The 19408-nt window shown below is 64.7% G+C and carries 19 protein-coding genes; 9 read left to right on the plus strand and 10 right to left on the minus strand.

Going from position 1 to position 19408, the window contains the following annotated elements:
• Positions 1–13: 13 nt before the first annotated feature.
• Entirely contained in the window at positions 14–1387 is a 1374-nt protein-coding gene (cofH, locus tag CV102_RS00575; RefSeq protein ID WP_148855768.1) for a 7,8-didemethyl-8-hydroxy-5-deazariboflavin synthase subunit CofH, read from the minus strand.
• A gap of 240 nt (positions 1388–1627) precedes the next feature.
• On the opposite strand from cofH, the gene CV102_RS00580 reads away from it, so the two are divergent.
• Positions 1628–2647 (plus strand): phosphoribosylaminoimidazolesuccinocarboxamide synthase, encoded by a 1020-nt coding sequence (locus CV102_RS00580; protein ID WP_148855770.1) that lies wholly within the window; start codon positions 1628–1630, stop codon positions 2645–2647.
• A 265-nt stretch (positions 2648–2912) separates the two neighbouring features.
• Here CV102_RS00580 and CV102_RS00585 read toward each other — a convergent pair whose 3' ends face one another.
• The 3 genes from CV102_RS00585 to CV102_RS00595 form a co-directional block, all read right to left on the minus strand.
• Positions 2913–4292 (minus strand): GntP family permease, encoded by a 1380-nt coding sequence (locus CV102_RS00585; protein WP_148855771.1) that lies wholly within the window; start codon positions 4290–4292, stop codon positions 2913–2915.
• Positions 4293–4600: 308 nt separating this feature from the next.
• A complete protein-coding gene (locus CV102_RS00590; protein ID WP_148855773.1) occupies positions 4601–5674 on the minus strand; it encodes a PAS domain-containing sensor histidine kinase in 1074 nt (357 codons plus the stop codon).
• Positions 5675–5896: 222 nt separating this feature from the next.
• Positions 5897–7213, minus strand: a complete 1317-nt coding sequence (locus CV102_RS00595; RefSeq protein WP_148855774.1) for an acetamidase/formamidase family protein — start codon at positions 7211–7213, stop codon at positions 5897–5899.
• Between the two features lie 225 nt (positions 7214–7438).
• Between CV102_RS00595 and CV102_RS00600 the strand changes: the two genes are divergently transcribed.
• Both CV102_RS00600 and CV102_RS25690 read left to right on the plus strand, forming a co-directional pair.
• Positions 7439–7846 (plus strand): DUF2267 domain-containing protein, encoded by a 408-nt coding sequence (locus tag CV102_RS00600; RefSeq protein WP_148855776.1) that lies wholly within the window; start codon positions 7439–7441, stop codon positions 7844–7846.
• 186 nt (positions 7847–8032) lie between these two features.
• On the plus strand, positions 8033–8194 hold the full coding sequence (locus tag CV102_RS25690) for a DUF7576 family protein (protein ID WP_187432830.1): 162 nt from the start codon (positions 8033–8035) through the stop codon (positions 8192–8194).
• Between the two features lie 4 nt (positions 8195–8198).
• Here CV102_RS25690 and CV102_RS00605 read toward each other — a convergent pair whose 3' ends face one another.
• Positions 8199–9209 carry a formyltetrahydrofolate deformylase gene (locus CV102_RS00605; RefSeq protein WP_148855778.1) on the minus strand — a complete coding sequence of 337 codons (1011 nt, stop codon included), beginning with the start codon at positions 9207–9209 and terminating at the stop codon, positions 8199–8201.
• Positions 9210–9397: 188 nt separating this feature from the next.
• Here CV102_RS00605 and CV102_RS00610 point away from each other — a divergent pair, with 188 nt between their 5' ends.
• Positions 9398–10630, plus strand: coding sequence for an NAD(P)/FAD-dependent oxidoreductase (locus tag CV102_RS00610; RefSeq protein WP_148855780.1), 1233 nt, complete (start codon positions 9398–9400; stop codon positions 10628–10630).
• 309 nt (positions 10631–10939) lie between these two features.
• On the opposite strand, the gene CV102_RS25695 is transcribed toward CV102_RS00610, so the two are convergent.
• The 4 genes from CV102_RS25695 to CV102_RS00625 all read right to left on the minus strand — a co-directional run bounded on the left by CV102_RS25695 (position 10940) and on the right by CV102_RS00625 (position 13034).
• On the minus strand, positions 10940–11092 hold the full coding sequence (locus CV102_RS25695; protein WP_187432831.1) for a C2H2-type zinc finger protein: 153 nt from the start codon (positions 11090–11092) through the stop codon (positions 10940–10942).
• A gap of 113 nt (positions 11093–11205) precedes the next feature.
• Complete coding sequence (locus tag CV102_RS00615; protein ID WP_148856525.1) at positions 11206–11463, minus strand: hypothetical protein; 258 nt, start codon at positions 11461–11463, stop codon at positions 11206–11208.
• Positions 11464–11513: 50 nt separating this feature from the next.
• Entirely contained in the window at positions 11514–11729 is a 216-nt protein-coding gene (locus CV102_RS00620; protein ID WP_148855782.1) for a DUF7511 domain-containing protein, read from the minus strand.
• Positions 11730–11750: 21 nt separating this feature from the next.
• Entirely contained in the window at positions 11751–13034 is a 1284-nt protein-coding gene (locus CV102_RS00625; RefSeq protein WP_148855784.1) for a GTP-binding protein, read from the minus strand.
• 175 nt (positions 13035–13209) lie between these two features.
• Here CV102_RS00625 and CV102_RS00630 point away from each other — a divergent pair, with 175 nt between their 5' ends.
• Positions 13210–14955 carry a nucleoside recognition domain-containing protein gene (locus CV102_RS00630; RefSeq protein WP_148855786.1) on the plus strand — a complete coding sequence of 582 codons (1746 nt, stop codon included), beginning with the start codon at positions 13210–13212 and terminating at the stop codon, positions 14953–14955.
• Between the two features lie 6 nt (positions 14956–14961).
• Here CV102_RS00630 and CV102_RS00635 read toward each other — a convergent pair whose 3' ends face one another.
• Positions 14962–16296, minus strand: a complete 1335-nt coding sequence (locus CV102_RS00635; RefSeq protein ID WP_148855787.1) for a metallophosphoesterase — start codon at positions 16294–16296, stop codon at positions 14962–14964.
• Between the two features lie 197 nt (positions 16297–16493).
• Between CV102_RS00635 and CV102_RS00640 the strand changes: the two genes are divergently transcribed.
• From CV102_RS00640 to purQ, 4 genes are all read left to right on the plus strand, one after another.
• Entirely contained in the window at positions 16494–17696 is a 1203-nt protein-coding gene (locus CV102_RS00640; protein WP_148855789.1) for an FAD/NAD(P)-binding protein, read from the plus strand.
• Positions 17697–17786: 90 nt separating this feature from the next.
• Positions 17787–18158 (plus strand): rhodanese-like domain-containing protein, encoded by a 372-nt coding sequence (locus tag CV102_RS00645; protein WP_148855791.1) that lies wholly within the window; start codon positions 17787–17789, stop codon positions 18156–18158.
• A gap of 89 nt (positions 18159–18247) precedes the next feature.
• Positions 18248–18499, plus strand: coding sequence for a phosphoribosylformylglycinamidine synthase subunit PurS (purS, locus tag CV102_RS00650; protein WP_148855793.1), 252 nt, complete (start codon positions 18248–18250; stop codon positions 18497–18499).
• Between the two features lie 118 nt (positions 18500–18617).
• On the plus strand, positions 18618–19310 hold the full coding sequence (gene purQ, locus CV102_RS00655) for a phosphoribosylformylglycinamidine synthase I (protein WP_148855794.1): 693 nt from the start codon (positions 18618–18620) through the stop codon (positions 19308–19310).
• The last annotated feature ends 98 nt before the right edge of the window (positions 19311–19408 follow it).

A 19408-nucleotide genomic window follows, 5' to 3' on the forward strand; every position in this document is an offset into this window, starting at 1 on the left:
ACAACCGACCCTCTCAGTCGTCGGCGGGGATCGTCCGCTCCTCTCGGGTGAGCAGCGGCGTTCCGTCGGCCTTCGGCCCGAGTTCGGGGCCGAATGGCGGTTCGTCGGGATCGATCACGCGTCGCTGCTCGTAGTCGGTCGATCGCTCGACCGGCACGCGCCCGATCGAGCGAACGAGGTCGACGTAGTCGGAAAACGAGCGGAACTCGCCGTACTCGCCGCCGGCGCGCTTGGTGATCTCCTCGGAGAGGATCGTCCCCATGAAGTCGTCGGCGCCACAGGAGAGCATCTTCAACCCCTGTTCGTCGCCGTACTTGACCCACGAGGACTGGATGTGCTCGATATTGTCGAGGAAGAGCCGCGAGACGGCGATCATGAGTTCGTCCTCGTCGTCGCTCGCCCCGCCGGAGACGACGTCGTGCTCGAACAGCGGCGTGTTCTGGTGGACGAACGAGAGGGGGACGAACTCCGTGATCGCGCCGTCGACGCGGTCCTGGAGTTCGCGGACTCGCTTCAGGTGCATGGCGCGATGGGCCTCGTTCTCGACGTGGCCGTACATGATCGTCGCCGTGAGACCGAGGCCGACGTTTGCGGCGGCCTCCATCGCCTCGAGCCACCCCTGGGTATCGATCTTGCCGGGGCAGATCACGTCACGAACTTCGTCGACGAGGATCTCGGCGGCCGTGCCGGGGACCGTGTCCAGCCCTGCCTCTTCGAGTCGGCCGTAGATCTCTTCGTAGGACCAGTCGGTCCCCCGGCGGGCGTGGTAGGCCTCTTCGGGCGTCATCGAGTGGACGTGGACCCCGTCGACGCTCATCGCCTCGATCTGCTCGACGTAGGTGCCCGGATCCGTCGCGTACTGTGCGGGCGGTTTGAAGTTGACCTCCTTCGGGTTCGGGTGGGCCTCGAGGATCTCGAGGTGCTCGTCGTCGAGCGCGAATCCGGGGTGGAGTCCGGAGACCGAGCAGACCTCGTAGATCCCTCGATCGACGGCGTTAGCGACGATCTCGCGCGATTCCGCTGGCGTCTTCGTAAAGCCCTGCGTCTCGACCTCGGCGTCGCGCTCGAAGGTGTGTGCGGCGTCCTTGAAGTTACAGAACAGACAGCCCACGTTGCAGGCGGTCGTGACGTTGTTGTTCAGGTTCGCGACGAAGGTGACCTCCTCGCCGACGACCTCGGCGCGACGGCGGTCGGCGGCCTCGAGCACCCGCTCCTTGCGCCGCCGATCGATCCCCTCGACGTCCGTCCCCGTCGTCAGTAATTCGATGGCGTCGTCGACTGTCAGTCGGTCGCCACGCTGTGCCTTCGCGAGTGCGTTCTCGAACGATTGGTCGGTTTCGGGAACGTGGTCGAACGTGAGGTCGGCCTCGGTCACCGGTCGCTCCATCGGCGTACCAATACCGGCACAGTGAGAAAAACATGGTGATCGGACACTGACTGAGCGCTCGCCGACCGACGTACTCGCCGAAAGAACGGGACTCGGTCGGCGAGCGAAAGCGATCTCGGCTCTCGAGAGATGGGAGTGGCCCGAAACGTGATTTGCCACTGAAACTGAAACCTTCTTACCGTCCGGCCACCGCAACTGATATATGAACTGCGGCGGCCCAGCCACCCGAGGGTGTCCCGAATGACGAGCGTCAAAGAGTTCCACATCGAGGAGGAAGCGACGTCCGACAGCCTCGGACGGGGCTCGTTCGTCTTCACCGACGACTATTCCGTCTTCGACTGGGGGAAGATGCCCGACCAAATCCCCGACAAGGGGGCCAGCCTCTGTACGATGGGCGCCTTCAATTTCGAACTCCTGGAAGAGGCGGGCGTCCAGACCCACTACCGCGGCATCGTCGAGAACGGCGACGTGCTGTCGCTCGAGGACGCCTCGCGCCCGCCCTGGCAGATGGCCATCGACCTGACCCAGGTGCCGAAACTCCCCAACGAGGGCCGGGAGTACGACTACGACTACTACCACGATGCGGCCGGGCAGAACTACCTGATCCCGCTCGAGATCGTCTTCCGCAACCGCGTCCCCGTGGGCTCGAGTCTCCGCCGTCGGACCGATCCCGCAGATCACGGGCTCTCGGTGGACAGTTGGCCCGAGGAAGCCGTCGACCTCGAGGAACCGATCGTCGAGTTCTCCACGAAGTACGAGGAGGGCGACCGTTATCTCGACCGCGAGGAGGCCGACGCCATCGCCGGCAAGGCGGAGATCGCCGACCTCGAGTCGATCGCGCGCGAAGTCAACCGAGTCGTCACCGAGCAGGCCGCCGAAACCGAACTGTTCCACGAGGACGGCAAGATCGAGTGTTGCTACTACGACGGCGAGATTCGTGTCGCCGACGTCGTCGGGACGTTCGACGAGAACCGTTTCAGCTACGGCGAAACTCAGCTCTCGAAGGAGGTCCTGCGCCAGTACCACAAGCGCACCCAGCCCGAGTGGGTCCAGGCCGTCAAAGCCGCGAAAGCCGAGGCGAAACAGGAGGACATCGCCGACTGGAAGTCGCTCTGTGATCTCGAGCCGAAACCCCTCGACGACCGCGTGCTACAGACCGCACGGAACATGTACTGTGCGGGTACCAACACCTACACCGGACTGGACGTCTTCGACGCGCCGCCGCTCTCGAGTGCGGTCGGCTCCGTCCAGGGGCTGTAGCCTCTCGACCTGCCAGGACTGTCTCTGAAATAGCCGAGAGGTAGCTGTGAAAACACAACCCTGCGAGCTATATCAACAGACGATACAGTTCACAGAGACGTAGTATCTGCGCGTATTCGACGAACTGGCGAAATCGCCACTTGATCTCCGTTGACTGTATGCGTTGTTGGGGTATCACTATCTGAGAGAGGCTGGATGAGTCGAGTATCGGTGAGGTGGTCTGAGAAGTGACCAACGCGAGACTCATCGCCCTGAAACGACCTCGCTAGACCATCGGGAAGATAAGCGAGAGGATCATGATGATGATAAAGCCCGTCACGGAAATGAGCGTTGTCAGCACGGTCCAGATCTGAAGCGTCTCTAGCTGGGTCAGACCACCAATTTCCTTGACGATCCAGAATCCACTATCGTTGAACCACGAACAGATGTTCCCTCCTGCGCCGATGATCAGCGCGAGGTAGACTGGATGGACTTCGAGTTGACCGACCAGCGGCGCCATGATTCCGGCGGTAGTGAGCATCGCGACCGTCGCCGATCCTTGAGCGATGCGAATGGTCGCTGCAATGACCCACCCGGCCACGAGAAGCGGAATGCCAACGTCCGCGAGAATTGCTGCGATGTAATCGCCGATACCGGCGGCCGCGAGCATCGCACCGAAGGCGCCACCGGCCGCCGTGATCGCCGCGATGTGACCGCCGCTTCTGAGCGCCTCGACCAGTTCGTCAGCCCACGTCTCGCGATCCAACGCGCGCATTCGCAGGAAAGTGAGTGCCGCAGCGAGCGCCGCAGCGGTGAGCGCGAAATTCGCGTCCCCGATGAAGCTCGTCAGGGGAACGAGCGGTGACCCTTCGGCGACGATGCCGAGATCGACGAGGTAATCCACCGTCGTGTTCGACGCGACCAGCACCACGGCGATTATGATCGGGAGCGTTGACTCGAAGATGCCAGGGAGCTGTTCAATCGGTTCGTCCGCCATCTCCTGCAGTTCCTCGGCGGTCGAGCCCATCGTCTCGCGCAGCGGGATGTCGTCGAGGTGCCGATTGATCCAGTGACCGTAGAGAACGCCGGCGACTAGCGCCGTCGGGATCGCGACGATCAGTCCGATGACCATGACGATGCCGAGGTCGACGCCGATCTCGAGCGCAACCGCGAGTGGACCGGGAGTCGGCGGAACGAACACGTGGGTGGTCGCCGCGCCAGCGCCGACGACAGTCAGGAATAGCGCATAGTCTCGACCCGTTCGGGCTCGCATCGAGCGTGCCAACGGTGCCATCAGGTAGAAGACGTTGTCGAAGAACACTGGAATTGACAGCGCGCTGCTCGATCCCCACAGCGCGAGGTAGGACCGTTCCTCGCCGGTCCGCGACTGGAACCAACGGACGATCCGCTCGGCGGCGCCGCTTTCCATCATCGTTTTACCGATGATGGCGGCCATCAGGATTGGGATCCCGATGCCGGCGAACGTGTCGCCGAGGGCACCTGCGAACTCCTCTGGTACCTCTCCGAACGGTACCTCGACCGTCGCAGCGCCCACGACTAACCCCGCGATGACCAACCCGATGAACGCCGGCAACCGCAGCCAGACGAGCAATGCTACCACCACCACCAGACCGATTACGAAAACCGCGAGCGGGTTCTCGATCATGCCATTCTGCACCACACCATTGGTGATAAATAATTGGGTTGTATATGTGAGTGATTTCTTCCGATTTAGTTCCTCTAAGGCCTTATTCGACAATTCGGATCGCTACAGTCTGGTGATTTCACCGATTCGTGTGGTGAAGGCACGGTATATTACGATTCTGGCACTCTCCGGAAGCCATGGTGGTGATCGACGATTGCTTGCTAATTCTCGTCGACCGATTTCGAAATCAGCAGAGCAGACTGCGCGCAGGTAAGCCGGTTCACGTAGAGAAGTCACTACCAGCTGACCCATCGAACGGTCAGAACGAATCAGGGGCTCGGGAGCGTCACGAAGAAGGTCGAGCCTTCGCCTGGCTCGGACTCGACCTCGATGGTACCGCCGTGGCGCTCGGCGATGCGCTCACAGAGGGCGAGTCCGATTCCCGTTCCCTCGTACTCCTCGCGGCTGTGCAGACGGTCGAAGACGTCGAAGATTCGCTTCTGGTCGTCCGGATCGATGCCGATGCCGTCGTCGCTGACGGCGACGATCCACTCGTCGTCGCCCTCCTCGGCCTCCACGTGGATCCGTGGCGGCTCGTCGCCGCTGTACTTGATCGCGTTCTGCAGCAGGTTCTGAAAGAGTTGCCGGAGCTGACTCCGGTCTCCCGGGACCGTCGGCAGGGAATCGACCGACAGCTCGCCCTCCTGCTCCTCGAGTACGACCTGTAGATCCGTCCGAACCTCTTCAAAAACCTCGTCCAGATCGACCGGCTCGAACGGGTTTCCGCGGGTCTCGATCCGGGAGTACTCGAGCAGTCCCTCGATCATATCCCGCATCCGCTCGGCGCCGTCGACGGCGAACTCGATGAACTCCTCGGCGTCCTCGTCGAGGTCGTCGGCGTACCGACGCTCGAGCAGTTCGAGGTAGCTCGTGATCATCCGAAGCGGTTCCTGCAGATCGTGCGAGACGGCGTAGGCGAACTTCTGGAGGCGTTCGTTCGACTCTTCGACCTGCTGTTCGCTTTGCTTGCGGTCGGTGATGTTCCAGTGGGTGACGATACCGTACACCTCACCCTCGTACTCGGTCCGTGTCGCAGTCAGCTGGAACCACCACTCCGCCGTCGGCGAGCGACAGGGATACTCGAGCGTGTATCGTTCTCGCTCACCGCCGATGACGGCCCGGAGTCCATCGGCAGCGTCGTCCGCGTACGGGGTATCAGAATCGTCGCAGACTGAGACGTAGTTGATGCCGACGCTGTCGGCCGGCGGTTGGAGGTCGTTCTTGTGGGCGAACTCCTTCCACGCCTCGTTCGTCGCCAGAATCGTCCCCTCAGCATCCAGTACTGCGATGCTCGGGGATAGATTGTCGAGGACGTGAAAACCCAGTCCCTCGGGAATCTCCATACACGTTCGTCCGGACGGAGGGGTAAATGCGATTCGGTCGTTCGAGTCTGACGGTCCGTACGGCTTCGTATCGCGACCGTCGTGCTCTCGCTGTTCGTGCCCGCGATGGTGTTTTTCGCCGTCGAACCGCTCGCCTCCTCGTCGTGGACCGAACGGTTCGGCGTCGCCTCGAGCGGCGGTTCCTCCCTCGAGTCCGAGGCCGACTGAACGCCGTCGGTCGCGTCAGTTCTCTGCTGTCCCGTACTGTTCTCGGACCAGGTGAGCGACACCTCGTTCCTCGAGGACGTCCATCGGTGCGAGCATGTCCAGTTGCACTACGCCGGGGAGGCGACCGATCTGGACGCCGCCGGTGAACGTACACCGCGAGCGAATCTCGCCCTCGCTCATGTCGAGTAGCTTGCCGGCCCGGTCGAAGGCGTTCTCGGTCGCGTCGTTGATCGTCGCGCCAGTGCCGATCACCTGAATCGGCCCCATTTCGTCGAGCAGGTCGACGCCGTGTTCGTCCGCAAGTTCGCGGCCCGCCTCGAGTTCCTCGTCGCTGTATGGTTTGCTGATAAACGGCAGGTCCTCCTCGTTGGGCAGGAGGATCGGACCGTCGATCTCGAATCCCTCGATGACCTCGACGTCCATCGTCACGGTCCCGCTGACGTCGGTCGTGTGCAGGGAGAGTTCGCCGTCGCCCTGGTTGGCGTGGAGGTCGCCGACGTAGACGCCCGCGCCGTCGACTTTGACGGGACAGATGAGCGTTGCGCCGGCCCGGACCTCGGGGATATCCATGTGACCGTCGGTGCGTTCCTCGAGTTCCTCCGCCGAGTCGAGCCCCCAGTCGTGATCGGTGTCGAGCAGGAACTGGCCGAAGTCGCCCGCGTTGTGCGAGTCCGGGATCTCGATGGCCGGCGTCGTCCCGACGTTGCCGATAAAGGGGCGCAGGCGGCCGAGCGTGCCGGGCATCTCCGAGGGCGCGTACAGCAAGATCGGATGCTGTCGCGAGTTTTCGGGGATGTCCATCAGTTCTGTGGCGTCTTCCGCGAGTTCGTGGGCCCCCTCCTCGTCCATCGTGAGTCCGACGGTGTGATCCTCGTCGAAGGCGACGGTGTAGCCGTACTCGAATCCGAACGAGGAAGCGTTCGCGCCACACTCCGCACAGCGGATCGCCTCCTCCCCGGTCCCCTCGACGACCGACTCGGGCCACTCGGTCCCGCAGTCGGGACAGCGGTGGTCGACGAACGGGTCGTCGCCGAACGCCTCCGTCCGCTCGCGCATCGATCCCGTACTCGTCGCGAGCGAGGTGACCTCGACGTCCCTGATCTTCAGCGCGACGGCGTCGCCGACCTCGGCGTTCTCGACGCGGATCGGCCGAGTGACCTCGTGTCCGCCGCGGAACTCCGGTGTGATCATCGGGCCCCAGCAGCCCGGCGGCGTGTACGTCTCGATCCGTCCGCCGTCGGCGACGGTCCCCGCCCACTCCTGCTCGGGACCGACGAGTCCGAGCGTATACCGGTCGACGGACAGTTCCTGTTGGACTTCTCGTTGAGCCATTGTGTGATATAATACCACGCAAGACGTGATAAACCGTGTAGTGGCACGCGTGTCAGTTTCGGTCGTCGCCACGTTTGCGGACGTGATTCGACGCGAAGATCTCTGTGTCGGCCGACTTAGCTTTCCGACGACTCGAGGCGTTGTTCACCGAGGGCGAAGGTGGCCGCTAGCAGCCTTGCATCTGAGGGCCAAACCCCAAAACCGGTCACCGCCGAACGGCCACCTATGCAGGAAGACGAATTTTACAAACTCGCACAGGAGGCGAGCCACCTCGATACGATCGACCGCGCGCAGGTCGCGAGCGAGGCCGTCCTCGAGACGCTCGGCGAGACGCTGACCGGCGGCGAAGCCGAGGACGTGGCGAGCCAGCTCCCACCCGAACTGGCGAGCGTCATCGAGGACGCCGACCACGACGGCGCCGGCTACGACCGCAGCGAGTTCGTCGACCGGGTCGGCGAACACCTCCAGGGAACCGACGTCGAGCCGGACGACGCCGAACGGTACGCCGACGGCGTCACCGACGCGATCACGGTCGCTCTGACGGAGGGCGAACTCGAGGACCTGAAGGCACAGCTCGACGACGGGCTTCATCCCCTGTTCGAGGACGTCGCGGTCGATCAGGAGAACGTATAGGGCTCTTGAATCGCCGAAGGTGAACGTATAGAGGGTTCGAACTGCCGGGATCGAACCGACATCCCTGGATCGCGATTCCGTTTTTTTGGCCCCCGTCCGAACGGCGGCACGACGAGCGACGCAGCGAATGGCCGATACCGCCGCAACAGGTTCGTTCAAGTGGCTGACGCACTACTTCGGTTAGCAATGAGCGATTCGACCGACGAGGACGCCCCCGAGTGCCGAGCGTGTGGCGACCCGGTAACCGAGGGTGACGGGCGACGGATCCAAAGTATCGTAAAAAACGGCGAGGCGATTCACTACCAGTTCTGCAGTCCGGCGTGTCTCGAGTCCGGCGAGCGGACGTAACGCGTCAGTTCGCCGGCGTCTCGGATTCCGCTTCTCGCTCCGACTCGTCTGCGTCTTCCGTTTCGCGCTGAGCGTCCGCAACGGCGCTACCGATCCCATCGACCGGTCGGTCCGGCGTGATCTCGTCCATCTCTCCCGGCAGTCCGAGCTGGTAGCTGTCACCGTTCTCGCGGACGCTCGTCCGGCCGCGGTGGACCGAGACGTCGCCGTTCAGGTGGAGCCGAACCGCCTCGAGCAGCGCGTCGGCCTCGAGTGGCTGACCGCGACGTTTCATCTCCGCGAGTTCGGCGTCGTCGGGGACGTCGAACGCACGCTGGGTGATGATCGGCCCCTGGTCTAAGTCCGTCGTGACGTAGTGTGCCGTGACACCCGCCACGCGAACGCCCTCCTCGATGGCCTGTCGATAGGCCTCGGCGCCGGGGAACGCCGGCAGCAGCGAGGGGTGGACGTTGATGATGCGGTCCTCGTACCGGAAGACCACGTTCGGAGAAAGAATACGCATGTAGCGCGCGAGGACGATCAGGTCGGCGTCGTACTCGGCGAGGAGTTCGAGGAGCCGTTCCTCGTTCTGCTGGCCCTTCTCGTCGCCGATGTCGTGGAACGGGACGTCGTAGTGCTCCGCCAGCGGCTGGAGGTCGTCGTGGTTGCCGATGACCACGCCGATGTCAGCGCCGAGTTCGTCGTTCGCCCAGGCCTCGAACAGCGCCTCGAGACAGTGGCTCTCCTTGGTGCCGAGGACGGCGATCTGCTGGGTCTCGCGGTCGGCCGGAAACCGAACCTGAACGTCGAGGCCGAGATCCTCGCCGAGTTCGTGGAGGTCCTCCCGGAGCGTTGCCTCGGTACAGACCATCTCCGCGGTGTCGACGGCGAGATACATCCGGAAGACGCCGTCGCGGACCGCCTGGTCGAGGTCCTCGATGTTGGCTCCGCGCTCGAACAGGAGGCTGGTCACGCGAGCAACCAGTCCGGTGTCGTCGTCTCCGATTACGGTGATTTCGGTTACGTCGGTCGTCATCGCAGCCACCTCCGCTCGAGCGAAGATCGATTCATCAGTACTGGTTCCAGTCTATGAGCGGCTAAAAGTCCTGCTTTCCGCCGATATCCGTTCAAACGATCATTAACTATCTCCCCGTGCAGCCTTAGCAGTGTTTGATAATATTACATCCAGTTTTATTAAGTACGTGGAGCACCCACCGATTCGATATGAGCGCTTCCGACCTCGAGGTCGCGATCGTCGGCGCCGGACCGGCGGGAATCGGTACCGCAGTCGCACTCGAGCGACTCGACGTCGACTACGCGATCCTCGAGCGAGACCGAATCGGCGCGTCGTTCCGGGACTGGCCCGACGAGATGCGGCTGCTGACGCCGTCGTTCCCGGCCAACGCCTTCGGCGTGCGCGATCTGAACGCCGTCACGATCGACACGTCGCCGGCGCTGGCGCTCGACTGCGAACACCCGACGGGCGACCAGTACGCCGACTACCTCGAGGCGATCGCCGAGTTTCACGACCTCCCCGTCGAGACGGGCGTCGACGTCGACGCAGTCGTCCCCGCGGCGGAGACCGGGGACGAGGACGACCGCGAGACCGAGGAGGCCGGATTCACGCTCGAGACGGCGGACGGTCCGATCCGCGCCCGGTACGTCGTCTGGGCGGCGGGACAGTACCAGTACCCCTCGAGCGGGTCGATCGACGGCGAATCGCACGGCGTCCACGTCGCCGGCGTGGACTCGTGGGCGGCCTACGCCGATCGCGTCTCGAGCGACGAGACCGACGGCAGACCGCAGGTCGCGGCAGACGGCGCCGGAGCGACGACCGCAGACGCGGCCGACGCCGTGGTCGTTGGCGGTGCCGAAAGCGGGATCGACGCGGCGCTCGGCCTCGCCGAGGAAGGTCTCTCGGTTACGGTGCTCGACGACGAGGGTACCTGGCAGTTCCGCAGCCCCGACCCCAGCGAGGTGCTCTCGCCGAGAACGAACGAGCGACTCGAGGGGGCTCTCGAGGACGGCAAGTCGCTCGATCTCGTTCCCGAGGCGCGCGTGAAGGGGATCGAACGTGATGACCGCGACGCGGAGTACGTCGTAACCACCACGGACGACGATCGGTTTCGGTCACGAACGCCCCCGGTTCTCGCGACCGGGTTCGACGGAAGCCTCTCGCTCGTCGAGGACCTGTTCGCGTCCGACGGCGAGTTCCCAGAACTGACCGACCGCGACGAGTCCACCGAGACCCCCGGCGTATTCCTCGCCGGCCCCCAGGTCGCTCACAACGGCCAGCAGTTCTGCTTCATCTACAAGTTCCGTCAGCGGTTCGCCGTCGTCGCCGAGACGATCGGCGAGCGACTCGGTGTCGACACCGACCCGCTCGAGGCCTATCGCGAGAAGCAGATGGTGCTGGATGATCTCGACTGTTGCGAGCCTGACTACTGCGACTGTTGAGCGCCGGCATCGGAAGCAGTCGTTTGGATGGCTGTTCCGTGGAGAGTGCGAATGGAACACTGCGGAAAATGACCAACATCCACGAGCGAAGCGAGTGGTTCACCGGCGGAGTGGGGTGAAACCCCGCGACGGCGGCCTTTTGGCATCAATGGGTTTTGCCGGGGGTTGAGGCTGGCGTCTACGACGTCAGCCGACGCCCCCGGTAAAAGAGGTTGCTGTTCATAACGCGACGTTTCGAGCCAGTCGGTAGCCGACTCGGATCTCGTCCGCTCTGGACTGAACGCAAAAAACGAAGACCGTCGATCGGCGTCAGTGATTCTCGTGAACGTGGCTTCGGAGTCCGTCCGCGTCGTCGAACGCGTCGTCGCAGACGGCGCAGGTGTTGTGGTGGAGCGCAACGTGTTGGGTGACGCCTGCCGCTGACTGGAACGACTCGTCGCAGGTGGAACAGCTGTATGCCATAGCGTTGCTAACTGAAGAGCGCTCACTTAAAAAGAGTTGCTAGTAACTAGGTAACCAGACGGACTACAGTTTAGCAACTGCTCGGCGATCCATTGCCAACTTCGGGCTTGCGATCAGCATAGTTCTCCCGCTCGACGTCGTAACGACGGATCGATCGTCGTGTTCTCGGCGAGATCCGCGAGCGTTTCGGTGGCGTTGCACTCGCCCAATCCCTCGAGCGCCCGGCGTCGGAATTCGCCGCGAAGGCCGCTCATTTTGACGAGAAGTGCGAGGTTCGTCCGCTCGTCGTCGGCAATCAGTCGGTCGATCGCATCGCGTCGGTGCGTGTGCGAAACGTTCGATCTCACTGCGGTCTGGAACTGTGTGGACATGTGTTGATTCGTCGTGTGGGTGGTCGTCGACCGGTTCGTTCTCGTGGCGTTCATCTGGCGTCCTCCCTGGAGACGAACGCGCCTTCCATGGCTCTGATCCAGGTGTCGGACATCGATTCGGCGTCGAGGGCTTCGTAGATCGTGCAGCTATCTGGCCGGTGATCGTTTCGCTCGACGTACGCCTGATAGCACGGCGAGACGTCGCCGTCCTCTGCCGGCACGTCGGCGAACGGCTCCGACTCGGATTCGAGGTCGCGTTCGGTCACGGACGATCACTCCGCTGTCGTTCAGTCCGCAATGCCGATTTCCTCCTGGCCGGACCGGGACTCGTCGGCATCCGGCGTGGATCCCTCGTCTTCCTCGTCCTCGTCGGGGAGTTCGAACGTCGGGAACCGGTCCTCGTAGGCCGACCAGTCGGCCTCGAGTTCCTCGTCGCTGAGCACGCAGTCAGCGAGGTCGGCCCGCAGGGACTCGTGGTCCATTTCGGTGCCGATCAGCACGAACTGGACGCTTCGGTCGCCCCACCGGTCGTGCCAGTACTCCTCGAGTTCGGGGTTCGCTTCGAGCCGCTCGCTGCGCTCGGGTTCCGGCAGCGCGTCGGTCCACGGGCCGCCCGGCCCGACGCGGGTCGACTGTCCCGCGACGTTGAGCGTGATCGCCTCCTCGCCGCGACCGGCGAGCCAGAAGTGCCCCTTCGCGCGGACGACCGCGTCGGGAAACTCGTCGAGCAACTCGGCGAACCGCTCCGGGTGGAGCGGCCGCCGGGACTCGAAGACGAACGAGGTGACGCCGTGTTCCTCCTCGGCGGACTCGTGTGGCTCCTGCAGTTCTCGGATCCAGCCAGCGGATCGGCGCGCCTCCTCGAAGTCGAACCGGTCCGCGCTGACGATCAGGTCGGGATCGACGCGGCCGTGTTCCGTCCGGAGGATCTCCGCTCGCGGCTGCAGCACCTCGAGCGTCGACTCTACCTGATCGAGGGTCGCCTCGTCGACCAGGTCGCACTTGTTCAACAGGAGGACGTCGCAGAACTCGACCTGTTCGACCAGCAGGTCGCCGAGGTGTTTCTCGGTGCCGTCGTCGTCCAGGATCTCGTCGGAGCGCATCGCCTCCCGGAACTGGTGGGCGTCGACGACGGTCACCGTCGTATCGAGGTGACAGTCCTCGAGCGGCTCGATACCGGTCTCCTCGTAGAACTCGGTCGGCTCGAGGTCTCCCTGGTCGAAGCCGAGCGTCAGCGTCTGGGCGACGGGGAGGGGCTCCGCGACGCCCGTCGACTCGACGACGATTCCGTCGAACTCGCGCTCGCGGGCGAGACCGTCGATCGCCTCGAGCAGGTCGCCGCGAAGCTCACAGCAGATACAGCCGTTCGAGAGTTCGATCAACTCCTCGTCCTCGTCGGCGATGTCCGACGATTCGGCGACGTGTTCGGCGTCGACGTTGACCTCGCCCATGTCGTTGACGAGGACGGCGAGCCGATCGTCGCTCTCGTGTAGGACGTGGTTCAGAACGGTCGTCTTGCCGGCGCCGAGCGTTCCGGACAGTACCGTGACTGGGATCGAGCTGTCGGGCATCTAGTTAGCAATACGAACTCGAATCTAATAGTAGTTATTATCTCAGTCGATAGTATTATTAACTCGGCACGGCGAGTGCCGAGCCAGAGATGCACTACCTGCGTCGCGCCGCTATCGCGACAGCCCGTCGATTCGGTGCTGCAGCGTTGCCGACGACCGATCTCAGGGGAATCGAATGAGCGACGATCGAGAGCGGGTCGTCCTGATCGGGAAGGAAAGCGTCGGCAAATCGGCGCTCGCCGCCGGACTCACTGGCGCCGTGCCGGCCTCGTCGACCGTCGGCGGTTCGACGGTCTCGAGCGAAATCTACCGCACCGGCGATCTCGAATTGGTCGATACGCCGGGGATCACGCTCGAGGCGGACACCGAGACGACCCGCGAGGCGCTGTCGGAACTCGAGGCGACCGACCGGGTCGTCCTGGTCGTTTCGGCGACCGACCTCGACCGGGACCTCGCAGACCTGCTGCCGCTCGTCCAGGGACGGCCGGGTGCGGTCGTCGTCACCTACTGGGACAAGGTCGACGACGATCCCGGTGCGAGGGAGGGAATCGCGTCCCTCGAGACCGATCTCGGCGTCCCGGTCGTACCGGTCGACGCGCGGAATCTGACACGCGTGGCTGCGGACGGCGGGGTCGAGTTCGGGGCTGGTGGCGGCGCCGACTCTGCGGCCGAAGCACCGACAGGAGCGAGCGACCCGCGGGCCGTCCTCGACGCGATCCGATACGGCGGCACGCTGCCGGGCGGGACCGCGACGCAGGTCGGCTGGGAGATCCAGCCGCCCGAGACGATCCTCGAGCGACCGTATCTCGGACCGGCCGCGAGCGCGCTCGTGTTGCTCCTGCCCGCGGTCGTCGCCGTCTGGTTCGCCAACACGGTCGCTGGCGAACTCGATCCGATCGTCGGCGAGGCGCTCGAGCCCGCGATCGTCCGGATCGAGACGGCGACGCTGCCCGACTCGCTCGCGAGCCTGCTTGGCTTCGAGACCCTGCCCGATCCGCTGGTGGCGGTCCTCGTCAGCGACTACGGGCTGCTCGCGATGGGGCCGTTCCTGTTCGTCTGGGCGTTGCCGACCATGCTCATCTTCGCGCTCTTCATGGGTGCGTACAAGGCAAGCGGGCTCGTGACGCGGGTGACGGCAGCACTACACCCCGTCATGCGCCGAGTCGGACTGACGGGACGCGATCTCGTCCGGGTCGTGATGGGCTTTGGCTGTAACGTGCCCGCCGTGACGAGCACCCGGAGCTGTTCGGACTGCACCCGCTGTACCACCATCTCGGCGATCTCCTTCGGCGCGGCCTGCTCCTACCAGTTTCCGGCCACGCTCGCGGTCTTCGCCGCGGTGGGGATGTCCTGGCTCGTCGTCCCCTACCTCGTCGTACTCGTCGCGACGACGCTGCTCTACGTCCGCCTGATCGCGCCGCCCGAGGCCCGGACGACCTCGCTCGCGACCGATCGCCGCACCTACCTCGAGTGGCCCCGTCCCCGCGCGGTCTGGAGAGAGGCCCGGACGTCGCTCGCGAGTTTCGTCACGACTGCTTTGCCCATCTTCGTCGGGATCTGTGCCGCTGCCGCGCTGCTCGACTACGCCGGCGCGCTCGAGCGACTCGGCGGGGCGCTCGCGCCCGCGATGGGCGCGTTCGGGCTGCCGGCCGAGGCCGCGCTGCCCGTGGTGCTCGCCTCGGTTCGCAAGGACGGGATCGCCCTTCTGACGGCGGACTCGGCGGGTCTCGCGGCGCTCTCGCCGGTGCAGGTGCTCGTCGCGGTCTATCTCGCGGGCGTGCTCCTGCCCTGTCTGGTCACCGCGATCACGGTCGCCCGCGAGGTCTCCGTCCGATTCGTCGCGAAACTGCTCGCCCGGCAGGCTGGGGCGGCGATCGGCTTCGCGCTCGCCATCGCGTGGCTCGGGCGCCTGTTGTTCTAGGATCGTTCACTCGAGTACGTCCGCAGTGGACTCGGGTGCACCGCTCGCCACGACCGCCCGCCCGGGGAGTTCGGGGTTCGGCTCCCGACCCAGCGTGAGGAGTCGCTCGGCCAGGGTGAGTTCCTCCGCCGTCGGACTCGGTTTCTCGACTTCTTCGTACTCGACGACGACGCCCTCGTCGCCGGACGCGATACGGACGACGCACAGCTGGTACGACGGGTAAAAGACCGGCGGGAGGTGTCCGGCGACGACGTCACGGCGGTGGAGCCGCTTCAGCCAGGTCCCGCTGTTGACGAGCAGTCTGCCGTCGACGTCCACCATCGTCGGCCGGTGGGTGTGACCGTAGCAGAAGATCGCCGTCTCCGGCCGCTCGTCGAAGACCTCGCGGGCGGCCTCCCGGTACGGCTGCTCCGGATCGACCGTGAGGTCGGTTTCGACGACGCCGAACCGATCGATCGTCCCTCTGAGGTCCCTGACGAAGAGAAGCAGCGGAATACCGACGAGCAACAGCAGTCCGGCGACCACCGCGTTGAGGACGAGAAGCAGGTGAACGGCCGCGCCGGCCAGGCCGAACTGATCGAGGAACGCGTCGGCCGCGTCGACCGGCATCGTCCAGACGCCGGCCAGATCGAGCCCCGCGAAAACGGCGAGGACGACGCTGACGTTGAGCAACAGCAAGAACGGGATCACGGCGTATCGCAGGAGGGGATTCATCTCGCGATAGAAGTACTTCGAGGCGAGCCAGTTCGGGAGTCGCTCGGTCGGCGTCACCGCCTGAACGTCCTTCAACCAGTTGTACCGCCCCCGATCGGAGAGTCGCCCGGCGCGACTCGTCACGTGCGTATTGTAAAAGTACCCCATCGGCGTCGCGTGCGGGTTGCCGAAGTCTTCGATCCGGTTGTTGGGATCCTGCTGGTGTCCGTGTTCGAAGTGAATCGCTCGATCGCCCACCGGTCGGGTGATCGACAGCGCCCGGACGAGCTCGACGTTGTACGCGGCGAGGCGCTCGGCGTACTCGTCGTAGGCGGCGAGTTCGTGGTCGTGATTGCCCGGGAGCAGCGTGATCGGAATTGACTCGCCGGTCGCACGAAGTTGCTCGAACAGCATCGGATACCGATCGACCAACTCGTCGAACTTCTCCAACCCCTCGAGTTCGGTGAACTCCCAGAGCCCGAACGCGTCGCCGTTGATGATTAGCTCCGCGTCCTCGTCGCTGGTTTCGAGGCGCTCGAGAAATCCGAGTAGCTCCTCGAGGAAGTCGACGTGTTCGAGTTGCTCGTCGCCGCCGATGTGGAGATCGCTGATCACGTAATAAACCGGATCGTCGCCGTCCTCGGTCATCGTCTCGGACGACCTCACCCACGGCCAAAGGTGTTACTAGCGGTTGTCATGACCGTCTACTCGTGCGACCGATTCTGCGTGGCTGCGAGGATGGACCGTCGATCGGGAGGTAGACGACAGTACTAACACGGAACAAGCCTATGTTGATGATTATTAATACGAAGGAGTAAAGTAATAATGAACCGTACTGCGTCCACATGCTCGAGTGCGTGATCGTCGGCGGTGGTATCCACGGCACCTACCTCGTCCAGCGCCTGCTCGAGGACACCGACCTCGAGCGCGAGGAGATCCGAATCGTCGATCCGAACGACCGGCTGTTGGCCTCGTTCCGTCGCAAAGCGCAGGCCTGCGAGATGGACGCGATGCGATCGACGTTCGTCCACCACGTCGGCACCGAGCCGTTTGGGCTCGAGAGCTTCGCCGAGGCCCGCGGTCGGGAAGACGAACTCTTGCCAACGCCGGGATACCCGCGGCGGCCGTCGCTGTCGCTCTTCCTCGACTACGCCGAGTACGTCGTCGACGGCCGCGACCTCGAGTCGCTGCACCGGCAGGCAGCGGTCGAGACGATCGAGGAGCGCGGCGACGAACTCGTGCTGGAGACGACCGACGGCTCCATCCACAGTCGATCCTGCGTGCTGGCGATCGGCCACGGCGGTCGCTACCGAACGCCCGACTGGGCCGACGGGATCGACGCGATCAGCCACGTCTGGGACGGGTTCGATCCGGATGTGAGTGTCGACGAGACGGTCGTCGTCGGCGGCGGCGTCACCGCCGCCCAGCTAGCGACCTGCCTCGCCGGTCGGGAGTCCGTGACCCTGCTCTCGAGACACGAACTCGAGGAGGCGACGATCGAAGCCGATCCCCGCTGGATCAACTGGAATCACGTCGAACGTCACCTCCACCGCCACCCACCGGGCGCTCGAGCGCGCGTCGAAACCGTCCGCGAGGCGCGCAACGACGCCACGATTCCGCCGACGCTGTTCGACTCGCTGGAGGAGGCGGTCGAGGACGGCGGGCTGACGGTCCGCACCGACGAAATTCGATCGGCTCGGGCGGTCGACGATCGTGTACGGCTCCTCCTCGCGGACGATGGCTGCCTCTCCGCGGATCGTGTCGTGCTGGCGACCGGCTTCGCGCCCGTCTTCGAACACCCGTTCGTCGACCGCGTCGCGGCCGAACTCGGCCTCGAGCGAGGCTATCGGGGGATGCCGGTGCTCGACGACGAGACGCTGGCGTGGCAGCGGACCGACGGCGGCCGATCGTCGGTGTTCGTCACCGGCGCGCTGGCGGCTGGAACTGTCGGTCCCCTGGCGGGGAACGTCGCCGGCGCGCGGCGGGCCGCCGATCGACTGGCAGCACCGATCGCTGCTGACAAGAGACCGTCACTGCCGGCCGACTGACGACACAGCTAGCCGGTCGATCGCTGGAGTCTCCGCCCGGACCCAGGAACTATCCGTACCGTTTTGTGTCCGTGTATAGTATTGTGCTATATGGGCAAGATCAAACCGCCGGAACTGGACGAGCACCTCTCGAGCGGCGACGACCCCTACGTCCTCGACATCAGACCGCGTGAAGCCTACCAGCGCGGTCACATAGAGGGGAGCCGAAACGTCCCGGTCTACGCCGACCTCCGCCGGGGTGACGAAGCCGAACTCCGGGACTCGCTCGACGATATTCCCGGCGACGAGACAGTCGTCACGGTCTGCAAGGCGGGGATCGTCGCCCGAAAGGCGACGTCGCTGCTCGAGGGGGAGGGGTACGACGCCGCGACGCTCGCCGGCGGAATGCGGGGCTGGAACGGCTACCAGAACGGGTCGGTCGGCTACCGCCTGCGGTCGACGATCGCTCGGCTGTTTCCGTAAGTCGTCCTGCAACTCCGGAGATATCCACGAACGTGGATTACGGACGAAAGGCGAAAGCGTTTTTGAGCACGGATACGGGGTACCAGATAATGACGGCCTACACCGCGACGGTGACGGTTCGACTCAAACGCGGCGTCCTCGATCCCGAGGCGGAGACGACGAAACAGGCGCTCGAGCGCCTGGATTTCGAACTCGAGGACCTGCGCTCGACCGACCGCTTCGAGATCGACCTCGACGCCGCGTCCGCCGACGCCGCTCACGAGCGCGCGAGCGAGATGGCGGAACGACTGCTCGCGAACCCGACCATCCACGACTACGACGTGGAGGTCGACGAGCGGTAGATGACGGTCTCGATCACACCGACCGAGACTGTCGGTTGCAACACTGCGGGGTGTCGACTGTGAGGGTCTCGATCACACCGACCGAGACTGTCGGTCGACACACCGGGGGGTGGCGACTGTGACAGTCTCGATCGTCCGCTTCGGCGGTTCGAACTGCGACCGCGACGCCGAGCGCGCCCTCGAGCACCTCGGCATCGACGCCGAGATCGTCTGGCACGAGGACGGCCTCCCCGCCGACACCACGGGGATCGTCTTGCCGGGCGGCTTCTCCTACGGTGACTACCTCCGCGCGGGTGCGATGGCCGCTCGCTCGCCGATCATGGCCGAGGTCCGCGAGGCCGCCGCCGACGGGACGCCCGTCCTCGGCGTCTGCAACGGCGCCCAGATCGGCTGCGAGTCGGGACTCACCGAGGGCGCGTTCACCACGAACGAGAGCGCCCGGTTCCAGTGCGAGCGCGTCTTCCTGCGCGTCGAGCGCGCCGACACGCCCTGGACCGACGCCTACGACGAGGGCGAGGTCATCGAGGTGCCGATCGCCCACGGCGAGGGTCGCTACGAGATCGACGACGACCGACTGGCCGAACTCGAGGACGAGAACCGCGTTCTGTTCCGGTACTGTGACGAATCCGGCGAGACGGGATCGGACGTGAACCCGAACGGGTCCAAACACAACGTCGCAGGCGTGCTCGGCGACCGAGATACCGTCGCGGTGCTGATGCCCCACCCCGAACGCGCCACGTTGCCGGACGTCGGGCCGACCGACGGTCAGGGTATTCTCCGCGGCTTCGAGTCGGTCGCCGACGGCGTCTAACGGCAGCCGATACATTTATTTTCCAACCACTGCGATTCTTGGCAGAAACCGGGCGGAGTGGGGATCGTGCTGTCGGCTCGGTCCGAGCGGCGATCGAT

It is taken from the genome of Natronococcus pandeyae, assembly GCF_008122205.1.
GTDB classification, from domain to species: Archaea; Halobacteriota; Halobacteria; order Halobacteriales; family Natrialbaceae; genus Natronococcus; species Natronococcus pandeyae.